The organism is Rhodococcus sp. Eu-32 (genome assembly GCF_003336925.1).
Taxonomy (GTDB): Bacteria; Actinomycetota; Actinomycetes; order Mycobacteriales; family Mycobacteriaceae; genus Rhodococcoides; species Rhodococcoides kyotonensis_B.
Map to the genome: position 1 here is coordinate 1 of NZ_QGNK01000007.1, position 20386 is coordinate 20386.

The window sequence follows — 20386 nt, forward strand, 5'->3', positions numbered from 1 at the left end:
TTTCACCGTCGAGCCCAAACCCAACAGAACCCAGAACAGCATCCGCACCTCATTGGTGTACACCGGACGTCCCATCGCAACCATCCCTCAATGATCAGGCACGTTGCGATGACTGCTTGAGACCGCCTACATTTCTGCTCACATGCGCCGAAGGCGCCTTCCTGATCCGAACCACCACCTGCTCGTTGTCCGCGGTGTAGCCCAGGTAGTCGAACTCGGTACCCGTACGGCCCACGAACTCGGTCCACGCGCGGTACTCGTGGTTCCGCCAGCCGGGGAAGTTGAAGTACTCGTCGAACACGATGACGGTGCCGACGGCCAAGCGATCCGCCACCAGATCGAGCACGGTGACCGTCGACGAGTAGAGGTCCGCGTCGAGGTGCAGGAACGCCAGATCCTCGGTGTGCGACTTCAGAAACCCGGGTAGCGACTCCTCGAACAGACCGGGCACGATCTCGGCACCCGGAACCGTCGGCTCGCCTTCCTGCTCGAACAGTCCCTTCGGGAAACCGGTACGCCACGTCTCGGGTAGGCCGGAGAACACGTCGAACCCGGCGACGATCGAAACATCGTTGTTCGACGCCAGCTCCTCCGCGATGATCTCGAGCGTCGTCCCGCTGGCGACGCCGAACTCCAACGCCATGCCCTTCACGGTCACCTCGCCGAGTGCAAAGCGGAGCGTCGCGTGCGGCCGGAGGAACGTCGGCGCCTTCGGCATCATCTCCTCGGCGAACTCGGCGCTCTGCGCGGCCGCTTCGACGTCGGAGGCATACGGAATGTCCCGACGCATCCGCATCTCGAGGCCGCGGATGAAGGCGTGCAGATCGTCGATCTCGCGGCGTTGACGTTCGAGGATGTCGAGAAGCTTCGCCTGTTGATCGTTCGTCTGTTCGGCCAGCTGCGCGGTCTGCTTGTCGAGAACTTCACCCAGCGCGCGTTGGAGTTTCTCGCGCGCGGACTGTCGAATGCGATCGGTCAGCTTCCGCGGTTCCGTCATGCGCACACGGTAGCCGAGAACGGCGCCTTGGGCGCTCGTGAGTAGAAATGTAGCGAGGGGTATACATTCGCACGCACATGCGCGTCAGCGCCTGAAATACTCCCGACGCCCCAGACGTCGCAGACGCAACCACTCCACCAACCCCTTCGGATTGTGAGTCGTCACGAGGAAGAACCAGCCGAACCGAATCCACTCCTGCGGCAGCAGTTTCCGCATTCCGGGCTGTGACATGAGGTAACCGCGGTTGCGGTAGGTGAAGTACCGCTTGGTCTCGTCGTCGGGATACTGCGTGTGCATCCGCCCGCCGAGGATTGGCTTGAACTCGTCGGCGCCGTTCGGGTGCACGTACGCCGTCGTCAGGCAAGTACCGAACTTCAGGCCCGACCGTTGCAGCCGACGATGAATCTCCACCTCGTCGCCGCGCACGAACAATCGAAGGTCCGGCACGCCGACGGCGTCGATCGTCGACGCCTTGAACAGGGCGCCGTTGAACAACGACGCGATTCCTTCGAGCAGATCGTCGTCGGGATCGCGCGGGTCGATCAACTCGGACCGCAGCCGACGCCACTCGACACCTCGCCGCAGCGGGAACGCCAGACGGTCGGGATCGTCGATGTCGCAGACGACGGGAGAGACCTCGTCGAGGCCGTGCTTCGACGCACAGTCGTACAGCGTCTCCAGAACGTGCGGGCCCTCGGGACGGCCGTCGTCGTCGGCGAGGAAAACCCAATCCGCGCCGAGTGACAGCGCGTAGAGGATTCCAAGTGCGAATCCACCGGCTCCACCCAGATTGTGATGGGACCCAAGGTAGGTCGTCGGGATCGACGCCGACTCGACGAGCTCGCGCACCGCATCCTCGTGCGCGTTGTCCACGACGACGAGGTGGTCCAGTGGGCGTGTCTGCTTGGTGATGACGTCGAGCGAAAGAGCCAGGAGCTCGCGACGCTTGTGCGTCACGATCACTCCGACGATCTTGTCCTGCGCCACGACGTCAGGCACTCTTGTCGTCCCGTTCGAGCTCTTTCAAGATCGTCGCGACGTGGTCACCGGCGTCGTCGCCCTCGTACGCCCGGACGACTTCTTCGATACCGCCTTCCTGACGCACCTGGCCGTGGTCGATCCACATCGCGCGGTCGCACAGCTGGGCGAGGAATTCGTTCGAGTGGCTCGCGAACACGAGGATGCCGGAACGCTTGACCAGCTCCTGCAGACGGATGCGCGCCTTCTTCATGAATTCGGCGTCGACGGCTCCGATGCCCTCGTCGAGCAGCAGGATCTCCGGATCGATGCTGGTGACGACGCCCATCGCGACGCGCACGCGCATACCCGTCGAATAGGTTCTGAGCGGCATGTCGAGGTAGTCGCCGAGCTCGGTGAAGTCGGCGATCTCGTCCATCTTCGCGAGCATCTGCTTGCGCGTCTGCCCGAGGAACAGCCCGCGAATGATGATGTTCTCGTAGCCGGAGATCTCGGGATCCATGCCGACGCCGAGGTCGAAGACGGGGGCGACGCGGCCCTTGACCGACGCGGAGCCGCGCGTCGGCTCGTAGATGCCGGACAGCAGTCGCAGCAGCGTCGACTTGCCTGCTCCGTTGTGTCCGACGAGGCCGACGCGGTCGCCTTCCTTCAGATTCATCGTGATGTCTCGAAGGGCTTCGACGACGACGACGTCGGAGCTGTTGCGGTCGATCGCTCCACCGGCCTTGCCGAGGAACGCCTTCTTCAGCGACCTGGTCTTGGCGTCGAAGATCGGGAAGTCGACGCAGGCTTCGTGCGTCGTGATGCTCACTGACATGAAAGTCCCCTAAACCCAGTAGGGCACGCGGGCCCGGTACTTCTTGAGAGCGACGATCGTCAGCAACCAGCCGACGGCCGTGCAGCCGAGCACGATGTACCAGTGGTACGCCTCCTGCGGCTCCCCGATCATCGGGGCGCGGAGGATGTCCAGGTAGTGGAACAGCGGGTTGATCTCGACGAGGCGTGCACGTTCGGCCGCCTGCCCGCCCTGGTTCAGCAGACCCTGCGTCGTCCAGACGATCGGCGTCATGAAGAACAGCAGCGTGACCATCGACGCGAGGATCGGTGCGATGTCGCGGTAGCGCGTCGCGATGATGCCGAACAGCAGCGCGACCCACACCGCGTTGAGCGCGAGCAGTGCGAACGCCGGGAACGCCGACAGGTCGGTCCAGTGGAACGTGGGCCGGAAGATCGCGATGATGATGACGTAGACGATCAGGTTGTGCGCGAACAGCAGCACCTGACGCCACACCAACCGGTACACATGGACCGACAGCGCCGACGGCAGCTGCTTGATCAGGCCTTCGTTGGCCACGAAGACGTCGCCACCTTCGAGGATGGCGGCGCTGATGAAGTTCCAGATGATGAGGCCGACGGCGACGTGCGGCAGGAACGTCTTCAGGTCCATGTCCAGCAGCACCGAGTACAGCAGTCCCATTGCCGTGGCCTGGACGGCGGTGGCGATGGTGATCCAGAACGGACCGATGACCGACCGACGGTAGCGCTGTTTGATGTCCTGCCATCCGAGGTGCAGCCACAGCTCGCGCTGACGGAACCCGGTCTTCAGGTCGCCGAACGCGCGTTTGAGGGTCTGCGAGTCCGAAACGGGAACGGGCACGCGCTCTCCTGCTTCGTTCTCGGGGTTCTTCGCTGGGGCTGACACGACGGTCGACCTTACCCGCCCAGCGAACCACGGGTCATTCCGCTGGTCGGCTACAGGTACTGGCCGGTACCGCCGCCACTAGGACCGCCTGCACCGGGGTTGATGCTCACCCCCGGCGGCAGTGCGCCCTGCCGCATCTGTTCGAGCTGAGCGCGCGCTGCCATCTGCTGCGCGAACAGTGCCGTCTGGATTCCGTGGAACAGTCCTTCGAGCCAGCCGACGAGCTGGGCCTGCGCGATCCTGAGTTCCGCATCCGACGGGATGGCGTCCTCGCCGAAGGGGAGTGCCAGACGCTCGAGCTCGTCGCGCAGATCGGGAGCCAGGCCCTGTTCGAGCTCGCGGATCGACGACTGGTGGATCTCCTTCAGCCGAGCCCGGCTGGCGTCGTCGAGAGGAGCTGCGCGGACCTCTTCGAGCAGCTGCTTGATCATCGTGCCGATGCGCATGACCTTCGCCGGCTGCTCGACCATCTCGGAGAGCGGTTGTTCGTCGTTCGACGGCGCTTCGGTTCCTGCCGCCCTGGCGGCGGCAGCGGTTGCCTCCTCGCGGCTCAATGCGAGAGGCTGTCCGTTCGGGCCGATCACGACGACGTGGTCGCCGTTGTCGGAATTCGGGAACGAGTCCGATTGCGTCATACAGCCATCCTTACGCGTCACGAGGGATTGCGCGACGAGCGGGGCCGATTATCCTGTTCAGGGGCTTAGGACATGGAGGGAAGACAAGCGTGCTCGAAGGAAATGCCGTCCTGTCGAACGAGGGGCGTGGCACACGCGCCCGCGTTGTCAACGCCTAGAGTGTCCGGCATGGGGTACGACGTCGCACGAGTCAGGGGATCGATTCCCTCGTTGGGCGACGGTTGGATCCACCTCGATCCGCAGAACGGTATGCAGATACCCGACCGTGTGTCGACGGCAGTGTCCACGGCGTTTCGCGGAAGCGCGCCGACTCACACCTCCGGCCACATGTCGTCGAGGCGCAGCGCGGGACTTCTCGACGCCGCCCGAGCTGCCATCGCGGACCTCGTCGGCGCCGACCCGGCCGGCGTCGTGTTGGGTCCGGACCGCGCGACGATGCTCGCCTGGCTCGCCGAGTCGCTGTCGTCTCGGCTCGGGCTGGGGACCGGTCTGGTGTTGTCTCGGCTCGACGAGGAAGCGAACGTCGCGCCGTGGTTACGCATCGCCAATCGTTACGGCGCACAGGTCCGCTGGGCCGAGGTCGAGATCGACACGTGTGAACTTCCGAGCTGGCAGTTCGAGGAACTGATCACCTCCACCACCCGTCTCGTCGCGATGACGGCCGCGTCGCCGATCGTCGGATCCGCGCCCGACGTCCGCGTCGCAGCCGACCGTGTCCACGCCGTCGGCGGACTCATCGTCGTCGACGCGGCAGGCGCGGCACCGTACGCGCACGTCGACATCGACGAACTCGCCGCCGACGTCGTCGCGGTCAGTGCAGCTGCGTGGGGCGGGCCCAAGGTCGGCGCCCTCGTGTTCCGTGATCCCGGTCTGCTCGATCGCATTCCGTCGATGTCGCTCAACCCGTTCGCGAAAGGCGCAGAGCGACTGGAGGTTTCGGGTCACCAGTACGCGTTGCTGGCCGGCGTCGTGTCGTCGATCGACTATCTCGCCAACCTCGACGAAGCGGCGACGGGGACGCGTCGGGAACGCCTGCAGCTGTCCATCGGATCGCTGCAGGACTACCACGACCGCCTGTTCGACTACCTGCTTCGCGCGCTCGGCAAGCTCGACCACGTCATGGTTCTCGGCGACGCGCCCAGCCGGATCCCGACGCTCAGCTTCACCGTCGCCGACACCTCCGCCGAGAAGGTCGCCGAGCATCTCGCGCAGAACCGCATCGGAACGGTCAGCGGCATCCACAGTGGGAGTCGCCTGCTCGACGCCCTCGGCGTCAACGACGAAGGCGGTGCCGTCACCATCGGCCTCGCGCCGTACACGACGCGGCACGAGATCGATCAACTCGTGAAGGCGCTGGCGGCGCTTCGCTAGCCGGCGCCCGTGCGCGAAAATACATAGAGGGCTATGTATTTTCGCGCACATGGGTCAGCTCACCCGCAGAATCACCTTGCCGATGGCATCCGCGTCGAGAAGCCGATGTGCTTCCGCTGCTTCGGTGATCGGCAGTTCGGCATGCACGATCGGTGCGACGCGTCCCTCCTCGATCATCGGCCACAGGCGCTCGGTCATGTCGGCGACGATGTCGGCTTTGCTCGACGGCCCGGTCACCGGTCGGCCGCGGAGTCCGGCCGCGTGGATGGTCCCACGCTTGGCGATCAGGGCGCCGAAGTTCAGTTCACCCTTGACACCGCCCTGCATTCCGATCGTGATCAGCTTTCCGTCCTTGGCGAGCGCATTCACGTTGCGCTCCAGGTATTTTGCGCCCATGTTGTCGAGGATGAGGTCGGCGCCATCGGGTAGCTCCTCGACGAAATCCTGGTTCTTGTAGTCGATCAGGATGTCTGCGCCGAGGGACGCGCAGAAGTCGATTTTCTCCTTCGACCCCGCCGTCACTGCCACCGTCGCGCCCAGGGCTTTGGCGACTTGGATTGCGTGCGTTCCGATTCCACTTCCACCGCCGTGGATCAGCACCGTATGGCCGGATCGCATACCGCCGAACTGCACGAGATTCGACCACACCGTCGACGCCACTTCCGGAAGCGCCGCTGCCGCATGCAGATCCAGGCCTGCCGGAATCGGAAAGAGCTGGACCGACGGGACCGCGACTTTCTCGGCGTAACCGCCGCCTGCCAGCAGGGCGCACACGCGGTCGCCGACTTTCCAGTCGTGTACGCCCTCGCCCAATTCCGATATGACGCCGGAACATTCGAGACCGAGAATTTCGCTCGCGCCGGGGGGAGGCGGGTACTTGCCCTGACGCTGCATCAGGTCGGCGCGGTTGACTGCGGTGGCGGCGACGTCGACGACGACCTGTCCTGGTTCAGGCGTCGGATCGGGGACCTCGGTCCACTGCATGACGTCGGGGGAACCGAACTCTGTCAGTGTTATCGCATGCATGCGTCCACCCTATGCGGCTACGCCACCCGTGCGCGGATAGTTGGCCCAGAGTCCAACTATCCGCGCACGGGCGCGTAGCGCATCAGATGTCCCACAAATTGATTCCGAAGTCCTTGGCGTGCTGATCGATTCGGCTCAGCTCGTCGTCCGAGAAGTCCAGGTTCTGCAACGCGCCGATGTTGTTCTCCAGCTGCTGCACGCTGGATGCGCCGACGAGCACCGAAGTGACGCGTGGATCACGCAATGCCCAGCTCAGCGCCAGCTGCGCCAACGACTGGCCGCGCGACGACGCGATGTCGTTCAACGCGTTCAGTTCTCCGACGTGCTCGTCGGTGAACCAGTCCGGGTTCAACGATTTGCCCTGTGTCGCGCGGGAGCCGTCGGGAATGCCGTTCAGGTACTTGTCGGTCAGCATTCCCTGCGCGAGCGGCGAGAACGCGATGGCGCCTGCTCCGACCTGTTCGAGTGTGTCGAGAAGGCCGTCCTCGATCCACCGGTTCACCATCGAGTAGCTGGGTTGGTGGATCAGCAGCGGAACACCGGCCTTCTCGAGCAACGACGCCATCGTCGCGGTGCCTTCCGGCGTGTACGAACTGATGCCGACGTGGAGCGCCTTGCCCTGCTCGACGGCGCTGACCAATGCGCCCGCGGTCTCTTCCAACGGCGTGTCGTGATCGGGCCGGTGGCTGTAGAAGATGTCGACGTAGTCGAGGCCCATGCGCTGCAGTGACTGATCGAGCGACGACAGCAGATACTTCCGCGACCCGCCGAATCCGTACGGGCCCGGCCACATGTCCCAGCCCGCCTTGCTGGAGATGATCAGCTCGTCGCGGTACCCGGCGAAGTCCTCGGAGATGATGCGGCCGAAGTTCTTCTCGGCACTGCCGTACGGCGGACCGTAGTTGTTGGCGAGGTCGAAGTGCGTGACACCCAGATCGAATGCGCGACGCAGCACGGCTCGTTGTGTCGCGAGCGGAGTGTCGTCGCCGAAGTTGTGCCACAGGCCCAGCGAGATCGCCGGAAGTTTCAGTCCGCTACTGCCGACGTGTCGATACTGCATCGACTCGTAGCGGTCGTCGGCGGCGACGTAAGGGGGATCGATGTGTGGTTGGGACATCCCACGACAGTAGGCGTAACCGTCGGAAGCGGACATCCCCGTGGCGTGCTACTCATCGGTAGCTTCGTTGCTTAATATGGTCCGGTGACGGCCGAACGATCCTTTGGTCCCGGGGGGGACCCGCAGTGGCTCGATGCTGCGGAAATGAGAGCGTGGCGCGCCTATGTCGACGGCGGCCAACGACTGATGGGGGTACTCAACAAGGATTTGCAGGATGGGCACGACCTCACGATGGCGGAATATCGCATCCTGGTGATGTTGTCCGAATCGGCGGACGGGTCGTTGCGTATGAGCGATCTCGCCGACGGCGTTCTCTCCTCCCGCAGCAGGCTCACCCATCAGATTCGGAGGATGGAGGCCGACGGCATGGTCGGCCGCAGCACGTGCGTCGACGACGGCAGGGGCGTCCTGGCCGTCATCACCACCGAGGGTCGACGACGGCTCGCCGACGCGGCACCGACGCATGTGGCCAGCGTCCGGAGGCATCTGGTGGATCTGCTGACGCCTCATCAACTCGCGGTGTTGGGGGACATCTTCGAGAAGGTCGACGCGGCGATGTCGAGCTCCGGCGCCGAGGGGTGATTGGCTCCCTACTCGCGGAGCGTTTAGTATCTCCCACGTAGTAGCGAGGCCAGGAAGCGTGGCAGAGCGGCCCAATGCACTCGCCTTGAAAGCGAGAGACGTCTAACCGCGTCCGGGGGTTCAAATCCCTCCGCTTCCGCGGGCGAAATCCCCCTTCGATTCAGGAGGGGGATTCGTTCGTTTCGTCCCAAGCCTGCAGAGTGCGGCCGGTCTCGAATCGCCGCGTCGCACCCGAGACCGGATCCACGAACTCGAGTTCCGACGCGAGCAACTGAAGCGGATCGGTGAAGTCGTCGACCGCGCGTCCCGTGGGTTCAGGGTACAGGTCGTCGCCGACGATCGGGGTGCCGAGCGAGTTCATGTGCAGCCGTAGCTGGTGGGTGCGCCCGGTGTGCGGATGCAATCGGTAGCGGCCCAGCCCTTCTCGAACGTCCAGCAGTTCGACGACGGTCTTCGCATTCGGTTCACCGTCGGCCTCGCGAGCGTCGAAAGTGCCCTTCTCCGTGACGATTCGGCTCTCGATTGTCAGAGGAAAGTCGTGATTCGACGACGCAGCAACAGCCTCGTACGTCTTACGGACCTTGCGGTCCTGGAACAGCGACTGATACGCCCCACGAGCCTTCGGGTCGGCGACGAACAGCACCAATCCCGCTGTGACGCGGTCTAATCGGTGTGCGGGCACCAAGAACGGCAGTGCGAGGTCTCGACGCAACCGCACCAACGCGCTTTCCAGCACGTGGCCGCCGCGCGGAATGGTCGAGAGGAAATGCGGCTTGTCGACGACCACGATCGTCTCGTCGCGATACACGACGGAAATGTCGAACGGCACCGGCGTCTCGTCCGGGAGGTCGCGGTGGAACCACACGGCGTCGCCGGGAACATAGGGAGCGTCGACCGAGAGGGGCCCGAACATGTCGACGATCTCGCCTGCCGCGAACATCTCGTCGAGGCGTGCACCCGATATCCGAGTCTGGCTGTCCGACAAGAATGTGCGGACCGTGCTCCAGTGCCCGTCCTCCGGCATCCGCACTCTGGCCGGGTCCAGCCCATGCCGCTTCGGTAGCGGCGGTTGCTGGCGTCGTCTCACGTAGGCGACGGTATCGAGTCCGCGCTTGTGCAGGCAAAAGTGGCCTTCCGGCCTGCACGAGCGCGGGTCCAGGGGTTACTCGCAGCCGATGCCGTCGTTGTCGCGGTCGAGGTGCGGGCCGTAGCCGTACTCGTCGCGGTAGACGGGAGCTGCGCCGGCGTCACGAGCCTCGGTGCAGTTCTTGTACTGGAATGCGCTCGGCGCGGGTGCCGGCCGAGGCGCGGGCGCAGCCTGAGGTGCGGGCGCAGCCTGAGGCGCGGGCGGCGGCACGAAGGCAGGGGGCGGCGGGCAGAACTGCGCCGATCCCGAGTTGCACAGGAAATCCGTGATCGGATCTGCGGCTGCGACGGCGGGCGTGGTGACCATGGCGGCCGCAAGGACGACGCCACCGAGTCCGGCGCGCACCAGCAGGTTCTTGCTCTTCATGTCGTGCTCCTGACGAAAAGGGGGTAAGGGTCTGATTTTCGGGCCAGAAGATTGAACAGTCAATCGGATTCATCTCCGCGAATGAACGGGTTTAGGCCGGGCACCGATGGCGTATACGAACATATGAGCGAAAACACCCAGGTCAGTCAGAACCCCGAGAAGGATCCCGACAAGTGGGTCACCGGCGGTGAGCCGGCCACCGGCCCGCAGGAGAGCTACCTCAACACGCTGGCGCAGGAGGCCGACGAGGAAGTGCCCGAGGGCCTGACCAAGGCGGAGGCGTCGGAGATGATCGACAAGCTGCAGGACGAGACCGGCCGCGGCTGACCTTCGAAAATCCACCCGTAGCGGATGACGACGAGCGGCCGGACGGGCGTCACGATCGATCGATGACCCTGACGCTCGATCGCGATGCCCGGCGTAAACGGGGCAAGACTGCGCGACGCGCGACGCCCCTCGAATCTCTCGCCGAGCATCGCGCCGTCCGTCGTGACCCGGTGGCGCTGCTCGAACAGCAGGCGGCGACGCGTGTACCGGACCTCGTTCCGATTCGATACGGCCGAATGGCTGCGGCGGAGTTCCCGTTCTTCCGCGGGGCCGCGCTGGTGATGGCCGACGATCTGTCTCGCGCCCCGAATTCCGGCATCGAGACTCAGCTGTGCGGCGACGCGCATCTGAGCAACTTCGGCGTCTATGCGACGCCGGAGCGTCGAATGGCGTTCGACATCAACGATTTCGACGAGACCCATCCCGGCCCGTTCGAGTGGGATGTGAAGCGACTCGCAGCGAGTCTCGCGATCGCGGCCGAGTCGCGCGGGTTCTCGGGCAAGCAACGTCGGCGCATCGTTCGGTCGTCGGCATGTACGTACCGCGAAACCATCAGGCGGCAAGCCGAACTCGGCAATCTCGCTGTGTGGTACTCGAACGTCGAGGTGACCGACGAGCTCGAGTCCGTGCAGGGCGAGCTCGATCCCGTGCAGCGCAAACGAACCCAGCAGATGGTGCGAAAAGCGCGTTCACGAGACAACATTCAAGCCCTGGCCAAGCTGACCGAGGTGGTCGACGGCAAAAGGCGCATCATCGCCGACCCACCGCTCGTCGTTCCGATCGAGGACATGAACGACGACCCGGCAGCGATCTATCGCGAACTCGAAACTCGTTTACAGGCATACCGTTCCACGTTTCAGCAGGACAAGCAGGTGCTGTTCGACTCGTTCCGGCTCGTACAGTTCGCCCGCAAGGTCGTCGGCGTCGGCAGTGTCGGGACGCGGGCCTGGATCCTGCTCATGGTGGGCGCCGACGAGACCGACCCGCTGTTCCTTCAGGCGAAGGAAGCGCAGCAGTCCGTCATCGCGCGCTACTGGCCCGGGCCGGCGTACGACAACGAGGGCCGACGCGTCGTCGATGGGCAGCGGTTGATGCAGGCGTCGAGTGACATCTTTCTCGGATGGCAACGTGGCGCCGACCCCGACGGCGCGACGCGTGACTTCTATCTGCGTCAGTTGCGCGACGGCAAGGGATCGGCCGTCGTCGAGGCCATGGAGCCGAGCGGCATGGAACTGTACGGACAGTTGTGCGGGAAGGTACTCGCCTACGCGCACGCCAGGTCAGGGGACCGGGTCGAGATCGCGGGTTACCTGGGATCGAGCACCAGGTTCGAGGACGCGATCACCGATTTCGCAGAGGTCTACGCGGTGCAGAACGCAGCCGATCACGCGGCACTCGTGACGGCCATCGACAACGGCCGGATCGTCGCACATGCAGGAATCTGAGCATGCTGCGACGCGAATCCTGGGGATTCGTCATCGGCTCGGTGCTGTTCGCACTTGCTGCGGTGCCCGGCTACGCGCAGTGGGTCGGCGTCGACAGCGACAACGTCACGTATTTCGTCGGTTCGCTCTTCTTCACCGCAGCCGGGTTCATCGCTCTGCGACTGAGCGGCAGGCCGGTGCCGGGGGAGGAATCGAGGAGGGTCGAACTGTTCGATTGGTGGGCAGCGGCGATCCAGTTCGTCGGCACGCTGCTGTTCAACGTCAGCACCGGCATCGCGATGGTGAGCGGTCTGACGGCGGAACAGGCGGACAAATGGGTGTGGCGTCCGGACGTCTTCGGGTCTGCGGCCTTCCTCATCGCGAGCGGACTCGCAGTCCTCGCGACGACCGAGACCGATGCCCTGTGGGACCCTGCCGCGCGGAACTGGCGGACGACGTGGCTGAACATGATCGGGTCGGTCGCCTTCGGTGTGTCGGCGATCGCGGCGTTCGTGGATCCGTCGACAGGGGAGCTCTCGAACGCAGCGATAGCCAACTTCGGAACATTCGTGGGAGCTGTGTGTTTCCTGGTCGCGGCCCTGCTCATGAGGCCTTCTGTAGATATCCCAAAGATCGCGTGAAACTTTTGTACGACGGTTGTCGCGACTATCCTGGCCGCAGTTACGGCTTGCGGCGCCCCCAACCTACCGGCGGGTAAGGTGCGAGACCGATGTTCGTGCCAGCGCCGCTCGCGGCGCGGCGGGGGAGGATGGATCAGTCGATGCACCGTCGTGTCCTGGCAGCGCTGGGAGTCAGTATCGCGTTGTCGTTGTCGGTAACCGGGGTCGTGTCGGCCCAGCCGCTGCCCGGCACCGGAAGCTCCGACGGCGCTCCTCCGTTCGTGGGTGCGTCACCGATCACGAGCGCGCGGATCGACCGCGTCGACATGATCACCGACCGTCGTGCGGCGGTCTTCGTCGAATCGCCCGCGATGAACAAGATCATCCAGGTGCAGGTGCTCCTGCCGGCTCGGCAGAACACGTCTCGGCCGACGCTCTACATGCTCGACGGCGTCAGCGCGGGCAAGGAGTCCAACTACGCCGAAAGCACGTGGACTCAGAAGACGGACATCGTCGACTTCTTCGCCGACAAGGATGTCAACGTGGTTCTGCCGGTGGGCGGCTCCAGTAGCTACTACACCGACTGGAACGTGCCCGACCCGATTCTCGGGGTCAACATGTGGGAGACGTTCCTGACGTCGGAGCTCCCGCCACTGATCGACGCCCGTTTCGACGGCAACGGCACCAATGCGATCGCAGGCGTGTCCATGGGCGCACAAGCGGCGATGGACCTCATCACCCGCCACCCGAATCTGTACACCGGCGTCGCGGGGCTCAGTGGCTGCTACGACAACTCGCAGCCCAACCTGAAGGACGCCGTCCGCGCGACGGTCGCGATGAACGGTGGCAACGCCACCAACATGTGGGGCGAGAACGTCGATCCGAAGTGGGTCGAGCACGATCCGTCACGCAACGCGGAAGCATTGCGCGGCAAGGACATCTACGTCTCCGCCGGCACCGGCCTTCCCGGTCCGTACGAATTGGGTCCGGGCGGAAAGGGTTTGCAGGACGCGGCGCAGGGCGGACCGCTCGAAGCCGCCTCGCTGTACTGCACCACGTTGTTCGACACGCGGTTGCGTTACCTCGACATTCCGGCGACGGTCACGTACCGCCCCTACGGAATCCACCAGTGGCCGTACTGGCAGGATGACCTGCGTGAGGCATGGCCGACGCTGAAGACGGCTCTCGGCCTCTAACGGGCCGCTGCGGCAGCGTATTTCAAGAATGCGTCGTTCTCGTGCGGATCACCGATGGTGATCCGCACCCCGTCGCTTCCGTAGGCACGCAGGATGACTCCCGCCTCGGCCGCTGCCGCCGCGAACGCTCCGGAGCGGTCGCCGAGCGGCATGAACACGAAGTTCGCGTCGGAATGCGCGACGTCGTACCCCATCTCGATCAGCGCAGTTCGCACACGCTCGCGCTCCACGACGAGTGTGTCGGTCCGTGCCAGCAGTTCGTCCTTGGCTGCAAGCGATGCCAGAGCTGCTTGCTGGGCAACGGAATTGACCGCGAAGGCGATGCGTACCTTGCCGAGCGCGGTGATGATCGACGGGTCGCCGACGGCATATCCGACGCGCAGGCCTGCGAGGCCGTAGGCCTTGGAGAACGTGCGCAGCACCAGTACGTTCTTTCGTCCGCGCGCGAGTTCGACGCCGTCGGTGTACTCGCCTTCGGGGTTCTCGCGGGCGTACTCGAAGTAGGCCTCGTCGAGGACGACGAGGACGTGGGCGGGCACGGCATCGAGGAACTTCTCGAGCGCGGATCGCGTGACGACGGTTCCGCTGGGATTGTTGGGGTTGCAGACGAACACGACGCGGGTGCGGTCGGTGATCGCGGCGAGCATGGCGTCGAGATCATGGACATGGTTCTCGTCGAGTGGCACCTCGACGGGCGTCGCACCTGCGACGCGGGCAATGATCGGGTACGCCTCGAACGACCGCCACGCGAAGACGACCTCGTCGCCCGGGTTGCAGGTGATCTGCACGACCTCCTGGCACAGTGCGACGGAGCCGTTTCCAGCGGCGACGTTCTCCGGCGCGACGTTCAGCATCCTCGCGAGTTCCGCGACGAGGGCGGTCGACAGGATGTCCGGGTAGCGATTCACGTTCGCCACGGCGTCGGCGATCGCGTCTCGGACGCTCGGCAATGGGCCCTGCGTGGTCTCGTTGCTGGCCAGCTTGATCGCACCGGGAAAGTTCCGTCCCGGGACGTAGGCGGGAATGGCGTCGAGGTCGGTGCGAATGCGGGCGGTCACGGCACACATTATGCGCTCACACCGGTGAGTACGTTTCAGTGTGTCCGTCGGTAATGGCCCGGGGCGAGCGCGTCGGCACTATTTTGGTGCTATGTCGGGAATCTTCACGGATGTCGCTGTACTGCGGGTCGATGTGGATACCGGGGAGGACGGCGACGAGCCCCCGCGGCCGCCGGACGATCCACAGACGGTGCCCTTGACCGCCATCTCGCCCGAGGGCAGTGTGCGGGGCGGCATCGTCGTTCTCCACGAATCGCGCGAGGTGCCCGACAGTCTCATCGATCTGCTGCGTGCGTTGGCCCTCGAAGGTTGGCTGGCGGTTGCGCCCGACCTTTTCCATCGTGACGGCGCCGACGGCGAGGTGTTCGGCGAGAACCTGTTCGCGGACTTCGACGCCACGTTCGACTGGCTCACGTCGCGAGGCGTCTACCCGGATTGCGTCGGCGTCATCGGATTCGACGACGCGGGCACCGCCGCGCTCATCGTCGCGACCAACCGTCGCATCGGCGCGGCGGTCAGCGTCGCTGCCGCGGGGATCGTCGAACCGCTCAATGCCGACGCGGTGGCTCTGGTCGAGGCCGCCCCGGCGTTGCAGGCGCCGTGGCTGGGCTTGTACGGCGAGAACGACCCCAAGACACCACCCGAGCACATCGAGACTCTTCGCGAGGCGGCGACGCGGGCGTCGGTGGCGACGAACATCGTCAGCTACAGCGGACTGCGTCATCGAGCCGACGCGGTCAAGGGGCAGCCGGGTAGCGCCGAGTATTCCGACCCCGCCTCCGACGCCCTCGTCGAAGCTCAGGCGCGGATCTTCGACTGGTTCGACTCATTTCTGAGGTGAACGGCAGGTTGACCAGGCGTTTTGCGTTCGTGGCGTAAGCATGTGTAATCTTTCACCCCGGCGGTCCGAGAGGGCCGGCAGCCTAGGAGGCGTGCCAGAGCGGCCGAATGGGAGTCACTGCTAATGACTTGACCCTTCACCGGGTCCGGAGGTTCAAATCCTCTCGCCTCCGCCACGCTGATTCGCGAGAGTCAGCATGTAGTACGGTTGGTTCGCAAGAACCAGCACAACAGAAGATGCGCCCGTAGCTCAACGGATAGAGCACTTGACTACGGATCAAGAGGTTAGGGGTTCGAATCCCTTCGGGCGCACAACAGAAGCCCCCGAGCTGCCATCAGCGGCTCGGGGGCTTCTTCGTTCTATTCGTCCCGATCGTTGTTCTGGAACTCGTCGGCGACGTTCGAGACAGCCTCCGCGGGACCGGACTCGTCGTCGTCCCGTGTGTCCGGGTCGCTCTTGGACACGCTCGACTCGGGCAGCCCCTCGTCGGTGTAGCGCTTGGCTTCGTCGATGGCCTCTTGTGCTCGTTCGATCTTGTCCGTCACGGTGTTCCTCCTTCGAGTCCACGTACGTCCGAAGCGGATACCCGAAGGCGCGGTACTTATGTCTCACGGCGGCCACGCGCGTTTGCCGGAATCCCGAACCGGGCACAGTCCAGTCATGAGCGACAACACCAAAGTCACTGTCGAACGCGTCATCGAAGCGCCCGTCGACGCGGTTTTCGATGTCCTGTCCAATCCGGAGCGTCACCCGGCGCTCGACGGCTCCGGCTTCGTCCGCAGCGTCGATCACGCCGATCGGATCAAGGCCGTCGGCGAGAAATTCACGATGAACATGCAGGGTGACCACATGGGCGGCGAATACCAGACCGACAACCACGTCACCGGTTACGCGAAGGACAAGCTGCTGGCGTGGAAGACCGCTCCCGCCGGAACCGAGCCTCCCGGATGGGAATGGTTGTGGGAGTTGGAGTCTCAGGGACCGAACGAGACATTGGTGCGCCACACCTACGACTGGTCGAACGTGACCGACAAGAAGCTGCTCGAGCAGGTGAAGTTCCCCCTCGTCACGAAGGAGCAGCTGACGGACACCCTCGGGCGACTCGCAGCCGAAGCCACGTCCTGATACGCGCCTACCCGTGCCGCCCTCTGTACTCCGCTTCAGCGCCGGGGTGCAGGGGGACAGCGCCCGTCATGATCAACGACTGGGCGTCGAGAAACTGGCTCCCGATCGCCTGCCGAGGAACCAGAGCCGACGATCGATCGAGCAACAGATCCACCAGGCGCGCGGCCGTCCGGTCGGGAACGCTGGAACGTGCGAGCAGCAGGTTCGGTATCCCGACCGTCGTCACGGCCGCGTGCCGTCCGTAGACGTCGACGGGCACGGGAACAGCCTCGTATGCGGTTCCGAACCTGCGCCTCAGATCGGCGACAACAGTGCTCAGGTCGAGTAGTCGAATGTCGATGGGCGGATCCGCGAACGCAGGGGTGGGTAGTCCACCCGCCCACATGACCGCGTCGATCTCGTTGTCGGACAAGGCTCGTGCGGCATCCTGCATCGACAGCTGAATCACCTCGACGGTGCCCGGCGCGGACAGGCCGGCCGCGTCGAGCACTCTCTCCGTCACCAGCGCGGCGCCGGATCCGACGGCCCCGCCACTGACTGTTCTGCCGCGGAGATCGCTCGCCGCGTAGACGGGTGAGTCGTGACGCACGGCGATCTGGAAGTAGTTCTCGTAGACGCAGCCGATGGCTGTCAGGTCGTCGCCGATGCTCTCGTAGGCGGTATCGGCGAGAGTCATTGCCAGATCGGCACTTCCGGACCGGAGTGCGTCGAGATTGTCGACGGAACCCGCCGTGATGATCGGAACGATTCGTGCCGCGTTCGCTGCGGCGGCAGCGTCGGCGAGAAGGCCGGAGAATTCCCAGAAGAACCCGCCGACTTCTCCGGCGGCGAGACGTAACTCGGGAGATGACCCCGATGAGCATGCTGCGGCGGCTGCAGTCGCCGCCAGAAGCGCCGCCGCCCGCAGAGCTGTTCGGCGATCGAACAGCTCTGCGGGTCGGGACATGGTCTCTACTCTAGGACTGGCTCGCGTACGCCCGACCTTGCTCTCGGTCCAGCACGGTCTCCGACTTGTTGCGCAGCACGAAGACGTACACGAGAAGCGACACGGCGATGACGACCGTCACGTAGACGATGAACCACGGAACGTGCCCGCTGTTCTTGGCGGCCTGGTAGATCAACGGAGCCGTGCCACCGAACGCGGAGTTCGCGAGGGCGTATCCGAGTCCGACACCCAGGGCGCGAATGTGTGACGGGAACAGCTCGGCTTTCACGATCGCGTTGATCGACGTGTAACCGGTCAGGATGACGTAGCCGACGCAGACGAGTGCGAGCGATTCGACGACCGACGTGGCGGTCGGCAGGTAGGTGATCAGCACGTAGGTGTAGACGACGCCACCGATTCCGAAGAACACGAGCAGCGGCTTGCGTCCCACCTTGTCGCTGATGAGTCCGCCGATGGGCTGCAGCAGCATCAGGAAGACGAGACCGAACAGGTTGATCCACGTGCCGGTCATGCCCCGGTCCTCGTACGCGGTCTTGACCATGGCAGGCGCGTTGACGCTGTAGGTGTAGAACGCGATGGTGCCACCGATCGTCACGCCGAAGCAGACCAGCAGCGGACGCCAGTACCGGACGAGCAGTTCCTTCATCGAGCCGGACGACGTGTCCTGCCCGGCCTTGACGGCGTCGAGCTGATCCTTCGTGAGCGACTCGTCCATGCTGCGACGCAGCCAGAACACCACGACCGCTGCGACACCACCGATGAGAAACGCGATTCGCCAACCGAACTCCTCGATCTGGTCGCGATCGAGGAAGACCTGCATCAGCAGCAGCGTCACCTGGGCGAGGACGTGCCCACCGATCAGGGTGACGTACTGGAACGACGAGAAGAATCCGCGACGCTCACGCGTCGCTGCCTCGGACATGTACGTCGCCGACGCACCGTATTCGCCGCCGGTGGCGAAGCCCTGGACGAGCCTGCACAGGACGAGGATCACCGCGGCCCAGACGCCGATGCTCTCACGTCCCGGCGTCAGAGCGATGACCAGCGAGCATGCCGCCATCAGAGAGACGCTGAACGTGAGGGCGGCGCGTCGACCGTTGCGGTCGGCGTAACGTCCGAAGAACCACGATCCGACGGGTCGCATCAGGAACGTGACCGCGAAGATCGCGTACACGTACACGGTCGAGTTCTTGTCCTCCGAGTCGAAGAACTGGCTTTCGAAGTAGCTCGCGAAGACGGTGTAGACGTAGACGTCGTACCACTCGACGAGGTTGCCCGACGACCCGCGCAGTGTGTTGAACACTGCCCGCCGGGTGGCGGCTGGGGACGAGACCGGCGGGTTCGACGGTGAACCTGCGGTCGGGGTGGCCTGGTTGGCCATGAGGCGTTCCTTCCACGTGATGCGGGTGAGAGGGTGAGTTTCCGGACGAGGCCGCTAACTCAGGTGCCACCACTGTGAACGAAGCCACAGCCTCGACGGAAATCATTCCGGCTTTCCTAACAGTCCCTTAGGAAAGTACGTCGCCGACCGGAATCTCGAGATCGATTCGCAGTCCCGACGGCTCGTTCACGCTGACCGTCGACGTTCCGCCTGCCCGCTCGACGAGTGCATGCACGATGGCAAGACCGAGACCTGTTCCCGAGCCGTGCGCGTCGGACGACCGGTAGAAGCGGCGAAACAGCATGGGCAGTTCTGTCTCCGGCACTCCCGGTCCGGTATCGGCCACCCAGATCGAGGTGCGAGAGTTGGTGGAACGGCAGCCGATCTCGACGCGCGCGCCGGCGCCGGCGTACTTCGCCGCGTTGTTCAGCAGCGCGTCGAGGATACGGACCAGGTCGTCCTCGCGGAGCGCGGCCTGGCGTGCCTCGTCGACGACGACGTGTACGTCCATGCCCGCAGAAGTCATTGTGCTCGACCAGAATTCGGCGCGATCTCTGATCACCGCTGCCGCGTCGCATTCTGCGGGGGAATCGTCGCGGTGTGCCGGCGCTTCCGCCGCGGCGAGTGCGAGAAGGTCCGCGACGATGGAATCGAGACGGTCCACTTCGAGCGTCGTCTTGCGATGGACGTCGGCCGCGGATTCCGGAATCTTCATGCCCAACAGGTCGAGCCGCATTCGCACCGCTGCCAACGGGTTTCGAAGTGCGTGCGCTGTGTCGGCGACGAGTCGACGCTGGGCCGCGGTTGCTGCCTCGACGTCGTCGGCCATGGCGTCGAAGGCCTCGGTCAGTTCGCGGACCTCCGGCGGTCCCAGGTAGTTCCCGGCACGAGATTCGGTGCGGTCACGAGGTAGGTCGAGCTGCGGTGGAAACTGTTCGACGAACTTGTCGCCGAACGAATGGACCCGAGTGGACAACTGGGTCAACGGCCGAATCACCCAGCGCGACAAAGCCGCAGCGATGGCGGTGACGGCGACGAGTACCAGCACTGCTCCCAGCGCGATGACCAGCCAGGCGCGGGCGACGTCCTTGCGTGCGGCGTCGGTGGACGCATCGATGACGACGGCGCCGTCGACCTGTGCACCCACCCCGACCGGGGCCGCGATCAACACAGAGGATCGAGACCACGGTGTCAGACTCGACGGGACGTCTCCTCGTTGATTGCGCAGTGCCCCGGTGATGGCCTCCTGTATCTCGGGGCTGCTCACGTCGAGTCCGGACGACGCACGAACTGCCCCGGTGCGGTCGACGACGGCCGCTCCTTCGTCGTAGAGATCGTGGTAACGCTCCACTGCTTCTCGCAGTCGTGGAAGCCCTGAATCACCCTCGCGTGAACTGAGATTGGCGAAGAAGGTCGCCGCCGCGTCGCGGCTCTCGCCGAACCTCTGTGCGCGTTCCTGCCCGACCAGCACTGCGAGAGGCGCGGCAAGCCCGAGGACGACGACCGTCGAGAAGATCACGAGTACCGCAAGAACACGCAGGCGCACG

Annotated in this window: 22 protein-coding genes and 3 tRNA genes; 11 read left to right on the plus strand and 14 right to left on the minus strand. The window is 64.8% G+C overall.

Translation table 11 applies throughout. From position 1 onward, the window contains the following. Positions 1–94: 94 nt before the first annotated feature. The 5 genes from DK926_RS10245 to DK926_RS10265 form a co-directional block, all read right to left on the minus strand. Positions 95–997 (minus strand): TylF/MycF/NovP-related O-methyltransferase, encoded by a 903-nt coding sequence (locus tag DK926_RS10245; RefSeq protein WP_114330328.1) that lies wholly within the window; start codon positions 995–997, stop codon positions 95–97. Positions 998–1081: 84 nt separating this feature from the next. Continuing rightward, entirely contained in the window at positions 1082–1984 is a 903-nt protein-coding gene (locus DK926_RS10250) for a glycosyltransferase family 2 protein (protein WP_114330493.1), read from the minus strand. Positions 1985–1988: 4 nt separating this feature from the next. Further along, positions 1989–2792 (minus strand): ABC transporter ATP-binding protein, encoded by an 804-nt coding sequence (locus tag DK926_RS10255; RefSeq protein ID WP_068423344.1) that lies wholly within the window; start codon positions 2790–2792, stop codon positions 1989–1991. Positions 2793–2801: 9 nt separating this feature from the next. Then, complete coding sequence (locus DK926_RS10260) at positions 2802–3677, minus strand: ABC transporter permease (protein ID WP_068423346.1); 876 nt, start codon at positions 3675–3677, stop codon at positions 2802–2804. Between the two features lie 50 nt (positions 3678–3727). After that, a complete protein-coding gene (locus tag DK926_RS10265; RefSeq protein ID WP_068423348.1) occupies positions 3728–4312 on the minus strand; it encodes a bacterial proteasome activator family protein in 585 nt (194 codons plus the stop codon). 168 nt (positions 4313–4480) lie between these two features. Here DK926_RS10265 and DK926_RS10270 point away from each other — a divergent pair, with 168 nt between their 5' ends. Continuing rightward, complete coding sequence (locus tag DK926_RS10270; protein ID WP_068423350.1) at positions 4481–5683, plus strand: cysteine desulfurase-like protein; 1203 nt, start codon at positions 4481–4483, stop codon at positions 5681–5683. 54 nt (positions 5684–5737) lie between these two features. Here DK926_RS10270 and DK926_RS10275 read toward each other — a convergent pair whose 3' ends face one another. Continuing rightward, positions 5738–6709, minus strand: coding sequence for an NAD(P)H-quinone oxidoreductase (locus DK926_RS10275; RefSeq protein WP_114330329.1), 972 nt, complete (start codon positions 6707–6709; stop codon positions 5738–5740). Between the two features lie 82 nt (positions 6710–6791). Beyond that, on the minus strand, positions 6792–7826 hold the full coding sequence (mgrA, locus tag DK926_RS10280) for an L-glyceraldehyde 3-phosphate reductase (protein WP_114330330.1): 1035 nt from the start codon (positions 7824–7826) through the stop codon (positions 6792–6794). A 144-nt stretch (positions 7827–7970) separates the two neighbouring features. Here mgrA and DK926_RS10285 point away from each other — a divergent pair, with 144 nt between their 5' ends. Both DK926_RS10285 and DK926_RS10290 read left to right on the plus strand, forming a co-directional pair. Further along, the gene (locus DK926_RS10285) at positions 7971–8408 is read left to right on the plus strand and encodes a MarR family transcriptional regulator (protein WP_114330331.1); all 438 of its coding nucleotides are present in this window, start codon (positions 7971–7973) and stop codon (positions 8406–8408) included. Between the two features lie 52 nt (positions 8409–8460). After that, positions 8461–8547, plus strand: a tRNA-Ser gene (locus DK926_RS10290). A 21-nt stretch (positions 8548–8568) separates the two neighbouring features. Here DK926_RS10290 and DK926_RS10295 read toward each other — a convergent pair. Beyond that, entirely contained in the window at positions 8569–9495 is a 927-nt protein-coding gene (locus DK926_RS10295; protein WP_243636743.1) for a pseudouridine synthase, read from the minus strand. A 75-nt stretch (positions 9496–9570) separates the two neighbouring features. Further along, positions 9571–9921, minus strand: a complete 351-nt coding sequence (locus DK926_RS10300; protein WP_114330333.1) for an excalibur calcium-binding domain-containing protein — start codon at positions 9919–9921, stop codon at positions 9571–9573. Positions 9922–10044: 123 nt separating this feature from the next. On the opposite strand from DK926_RS10300, the gene DK926_RS10305 reads away from it, so the two are divergent. The 4 genes from DK926_RS10305 (at position 10045) to DK926_RS10320 (ending at position 13488) form a co-directional block, all read left to right on the plus strand. After that, positions 10045–10248, plus strand: a complete 204-nt coding sequence (locus tag DK926_RS10305) for a DUF3072 domain-containing protein (protein WP_068423357.1) — start codon at positions 10045–10047, stop codon at positions 10246–10248. Positions 10249–10310: 62 nt separating this feature from the next. Continuing rightward, entirely contained in the window at positions 10311–11693 is a 1383-nt protein-coding gene (locus DK926_RS10310) for a DUF2252 domain-containing protein (protein ID WP_114330334.1), read from the plus strand. A 2-nt stretch (positions 11694–11695) separates the two neighbouring features. Further along, the gene (locus DK926_RS10315) at positions 11696–12313 is read left to right on the plus strand and encodes a hypothetical protein (RefSeq protein ID WP_068423361.1); all 618 of its coding nucleotides are present in this window, start codon (positions 11696–11698) and stop codon (positions 12311–12313) included. A 140-nt stretch (positions 12314–12453) separates the two neighbouring features. Continuing rightward, entirely contained in the window at positions 12454–13488 is a 1035-nt protein-coding gene (locus DK926_RS10320; protein ID WP_114330494.1) for an alpha/beta hydrolase family protein, read from the plus strand. On the opposite strand, the gene hisC is transcribed toward DK926_RS10320, so the two are convergent. Continuing rightward, positions 13485–14546 (minus strand): histidinol-phosphate transaminase, encoded by a 1062-nt coding sequence (gene hisC, locus DK926_RS10325; protein ID WP_114330495.1) that lies wholly within the window; start codon positions 14544–14546, stop codon positions 13485–13487. The genes DK926_RS10320 and hisC overlap by 4 nt on opposite strands. A gap of 91 nt (positions 14547–14637) precedes the next feature. Here hisC and DK926_RS10330 point away from each other — a divergent pair, with 91 nt between their 5' ends. The 3 genes from DK926_RS10330 to DK926_RS10340 all read left to right on the plus strand — a co-directional run bounded on the left by DK926_RS10330 (position 14638) and on the right by DK926_RS10340 (position 15698). Continuing rightward, entirely contained in the window at positions 14638–15387 is a 750-nt protein-coding gene (locus DK926_RS10330; protein ID WP_114330335.1) for a dienelactone hydrolase family protein, read from the plus strand. Between the two features lie 85 nt (positions 15388–15472). Then, positions 15473–15562 (plus strand) — tRNA-Ser (locus tag DK926_RS10335). 63 nt (positions 15563–15625) lie between these two features. Next, positions 15626–15698, plus strand: a tRNA-Arg gene (locus DK926_RS10340). A 48-nt stretch (positions 15699–15746) separates the two neighbouring features. Here the strand turns inward: DK926_RS10340 and DK926_RS10345 are convergent. Further along, entirely contained in the window at positions 15747–15932 is a 186-nt protein-coding gene (locus DK926_RS10345; protein ID WP_068423393.1) for a hypothetical protein, read from the minus strand. Between the two features lie 115 nt (positions 15933–16047). Here DK926_RS10345 and DK926_RS10350 point away from each other — a divergent pair, with 115 nt between their 5' ends. After that, complete coding sequence (locus DK926_RS10350; protein ID WP_068423394.1) at positions 16048–16512, plus strand: SRPBCC family protein; 465 nt, start codon at positions 16048–16050, stop codon at positions 16510–16512. Between the two features lie 7 nt (positions 16513–16519). Here the strand turns inward: DK926_RS10350 and DK926_RS10355 are convergent, their stop codons facing one another. From DK926_RS10355 to DK926_RS10365, 3 genes are all read right to left on the minus strand, one after another. Continuing rightward, on the minus strand, positions 16520–17458 hold the full coding sequence (locus DK926_RS10355) for a TAXI family TRAP transporter solute-binding subunit (protein WP_114330336.1): 939 nt from the start codon (positions 17456–17458) through the stop codon (positions 16520–16522). Between the two features lie 10 nt (positions 17459–17468). Continuing rightward, a complete protein-coding gene (locus DK926_RS10360) occupies positions 17469–18839 on the minus strand; it encodes an MFS transporter (protein WP_114330337.1) in 1371 nt (456 codons plus the stop codon). 127 nt (positions 18840–18966) lie between these two features. Then, complete coding sequence (locus DK926_RS10365) at positions 18967–20385, minus strand: HAMP domain-containing sensor histidine kinase (protein ID WP_114330338.1); 1419 nt, start codon at positions 20383–20385, stop codon at positions 18967–18969. Between the last annotated feature and the right edge of the window lies 1 nt (position 20386).

Bases quoted from the DNA above. Each gene is read 5' to 3' on its own strand.
- DK926_RS10245 (WP_114330328.1), bottom strand. From the start codon at position 997: ATGACGGAACCGCGGAAGCTGACCGATCGCATTCGACAGTCCGCGCGC.
- mgrA (WP_114330330.1), bottom strand. From the start codon at position 7,826: ATGTCCCAACCACACATCGATCCCCCTTACGTCGCCGCCGACGACCGC.
- DK926_RS10315 (WP_068423361.1), top strand. From the start codon at position 11,696: ATGCTGCGACGCGAATCCTGGGGATTCGTCATCGGCTCGGTGCTGTTC.
- DK926_RS10350 (WP_068423394.1), top strand. From the start codon at position 16,048: ATGAGCGACAACACCAAAGTCACTGTCGAACGCGTCATCGAAGCGCCC.
- DK926_RS10330 (WP_114330335.1), top strand. From the start codon at position 14,638: ATGTCGGGAATCTTCACGGATGTCGCTGTACTGCGGGTCGATGTGGAT.
- DK926_RS10275 (WP_114330329.1), bottom strand. From the start codon at position 6,709: ATGCATGCGATAACACTGACAGAGTTCGGTTCCCCCGACGTCATGCAG.
- DK926_RS10360 (WP_114330337.1), bottom strand. From the start codon at position 18,839: ATGGCCAACCAGGCCACCCCGACCGCAGGTTCACCGTCGAACCCGCCG.
- DK926_RS10300 (WP_114330333.1), bottom strand. From the start codon at position 9,921: ATGAAGAGCAAGAACCTGCTGGTGCGCGCCGGACTCGGTGGCGTCGTC.
- DK926_RS10265 (WP_068423348.1), bottom strand. From the start codon at position 4,312: ATGACGCAATCGGACTCGTTCCCGAATTCCGACAACGGCGACCACGTC.
- DK926_RS10355 (WP_114330336.1), bottom strand. From the start codon at position 17,458: ATGTCCCGACCCGCAGAGCTGTTCGATCGCCGAACAGCTCTGCGGGCG.
- DK926_RS10285 (WP_114330331.1), top strand. From the start codon at position 7,971: ATGAGAGCGTGGCGCGCCTATGTCGACGGCGGCCAACGACTGATGGGG.
- DK926_RS10270 (WP_068423350.1), top strand. From the start codon at position 4,481: ATGGGGTACGACGTCGCACGAGTCAGGGGATCGATTCCCTCGTTGGGC.
- DK926_RS10310 (WP_114330334.1), top strand. From the start codon at position 10,311: ATGACCCTGACGCTCGATCGCGATGCCCGGCGTAAACGGGGCAAGACT.
- DK926_RS10255 (WP_068423344.1), bottom strand. From the start codon at position 2,792: ATGTCAGTGAGCATCACGACGCACGAAGCCTGCGTCGACTTCCCGATC.
- DK926_RS10305 (WP_068423357.1), top strand. From the start codon at position 10,045: ATGAGCGAAAACACCCAGGTCAGTCAGAACCCCGAGAAGGATCCCGAC.
- DK926_RS10320 (WP_114330494.1), top strand. From the start codon at position 12,454: ATGCACCGTCGTGTCCTGGCAGCGCTGGGAGTCAGTATCGCGTTGTCG.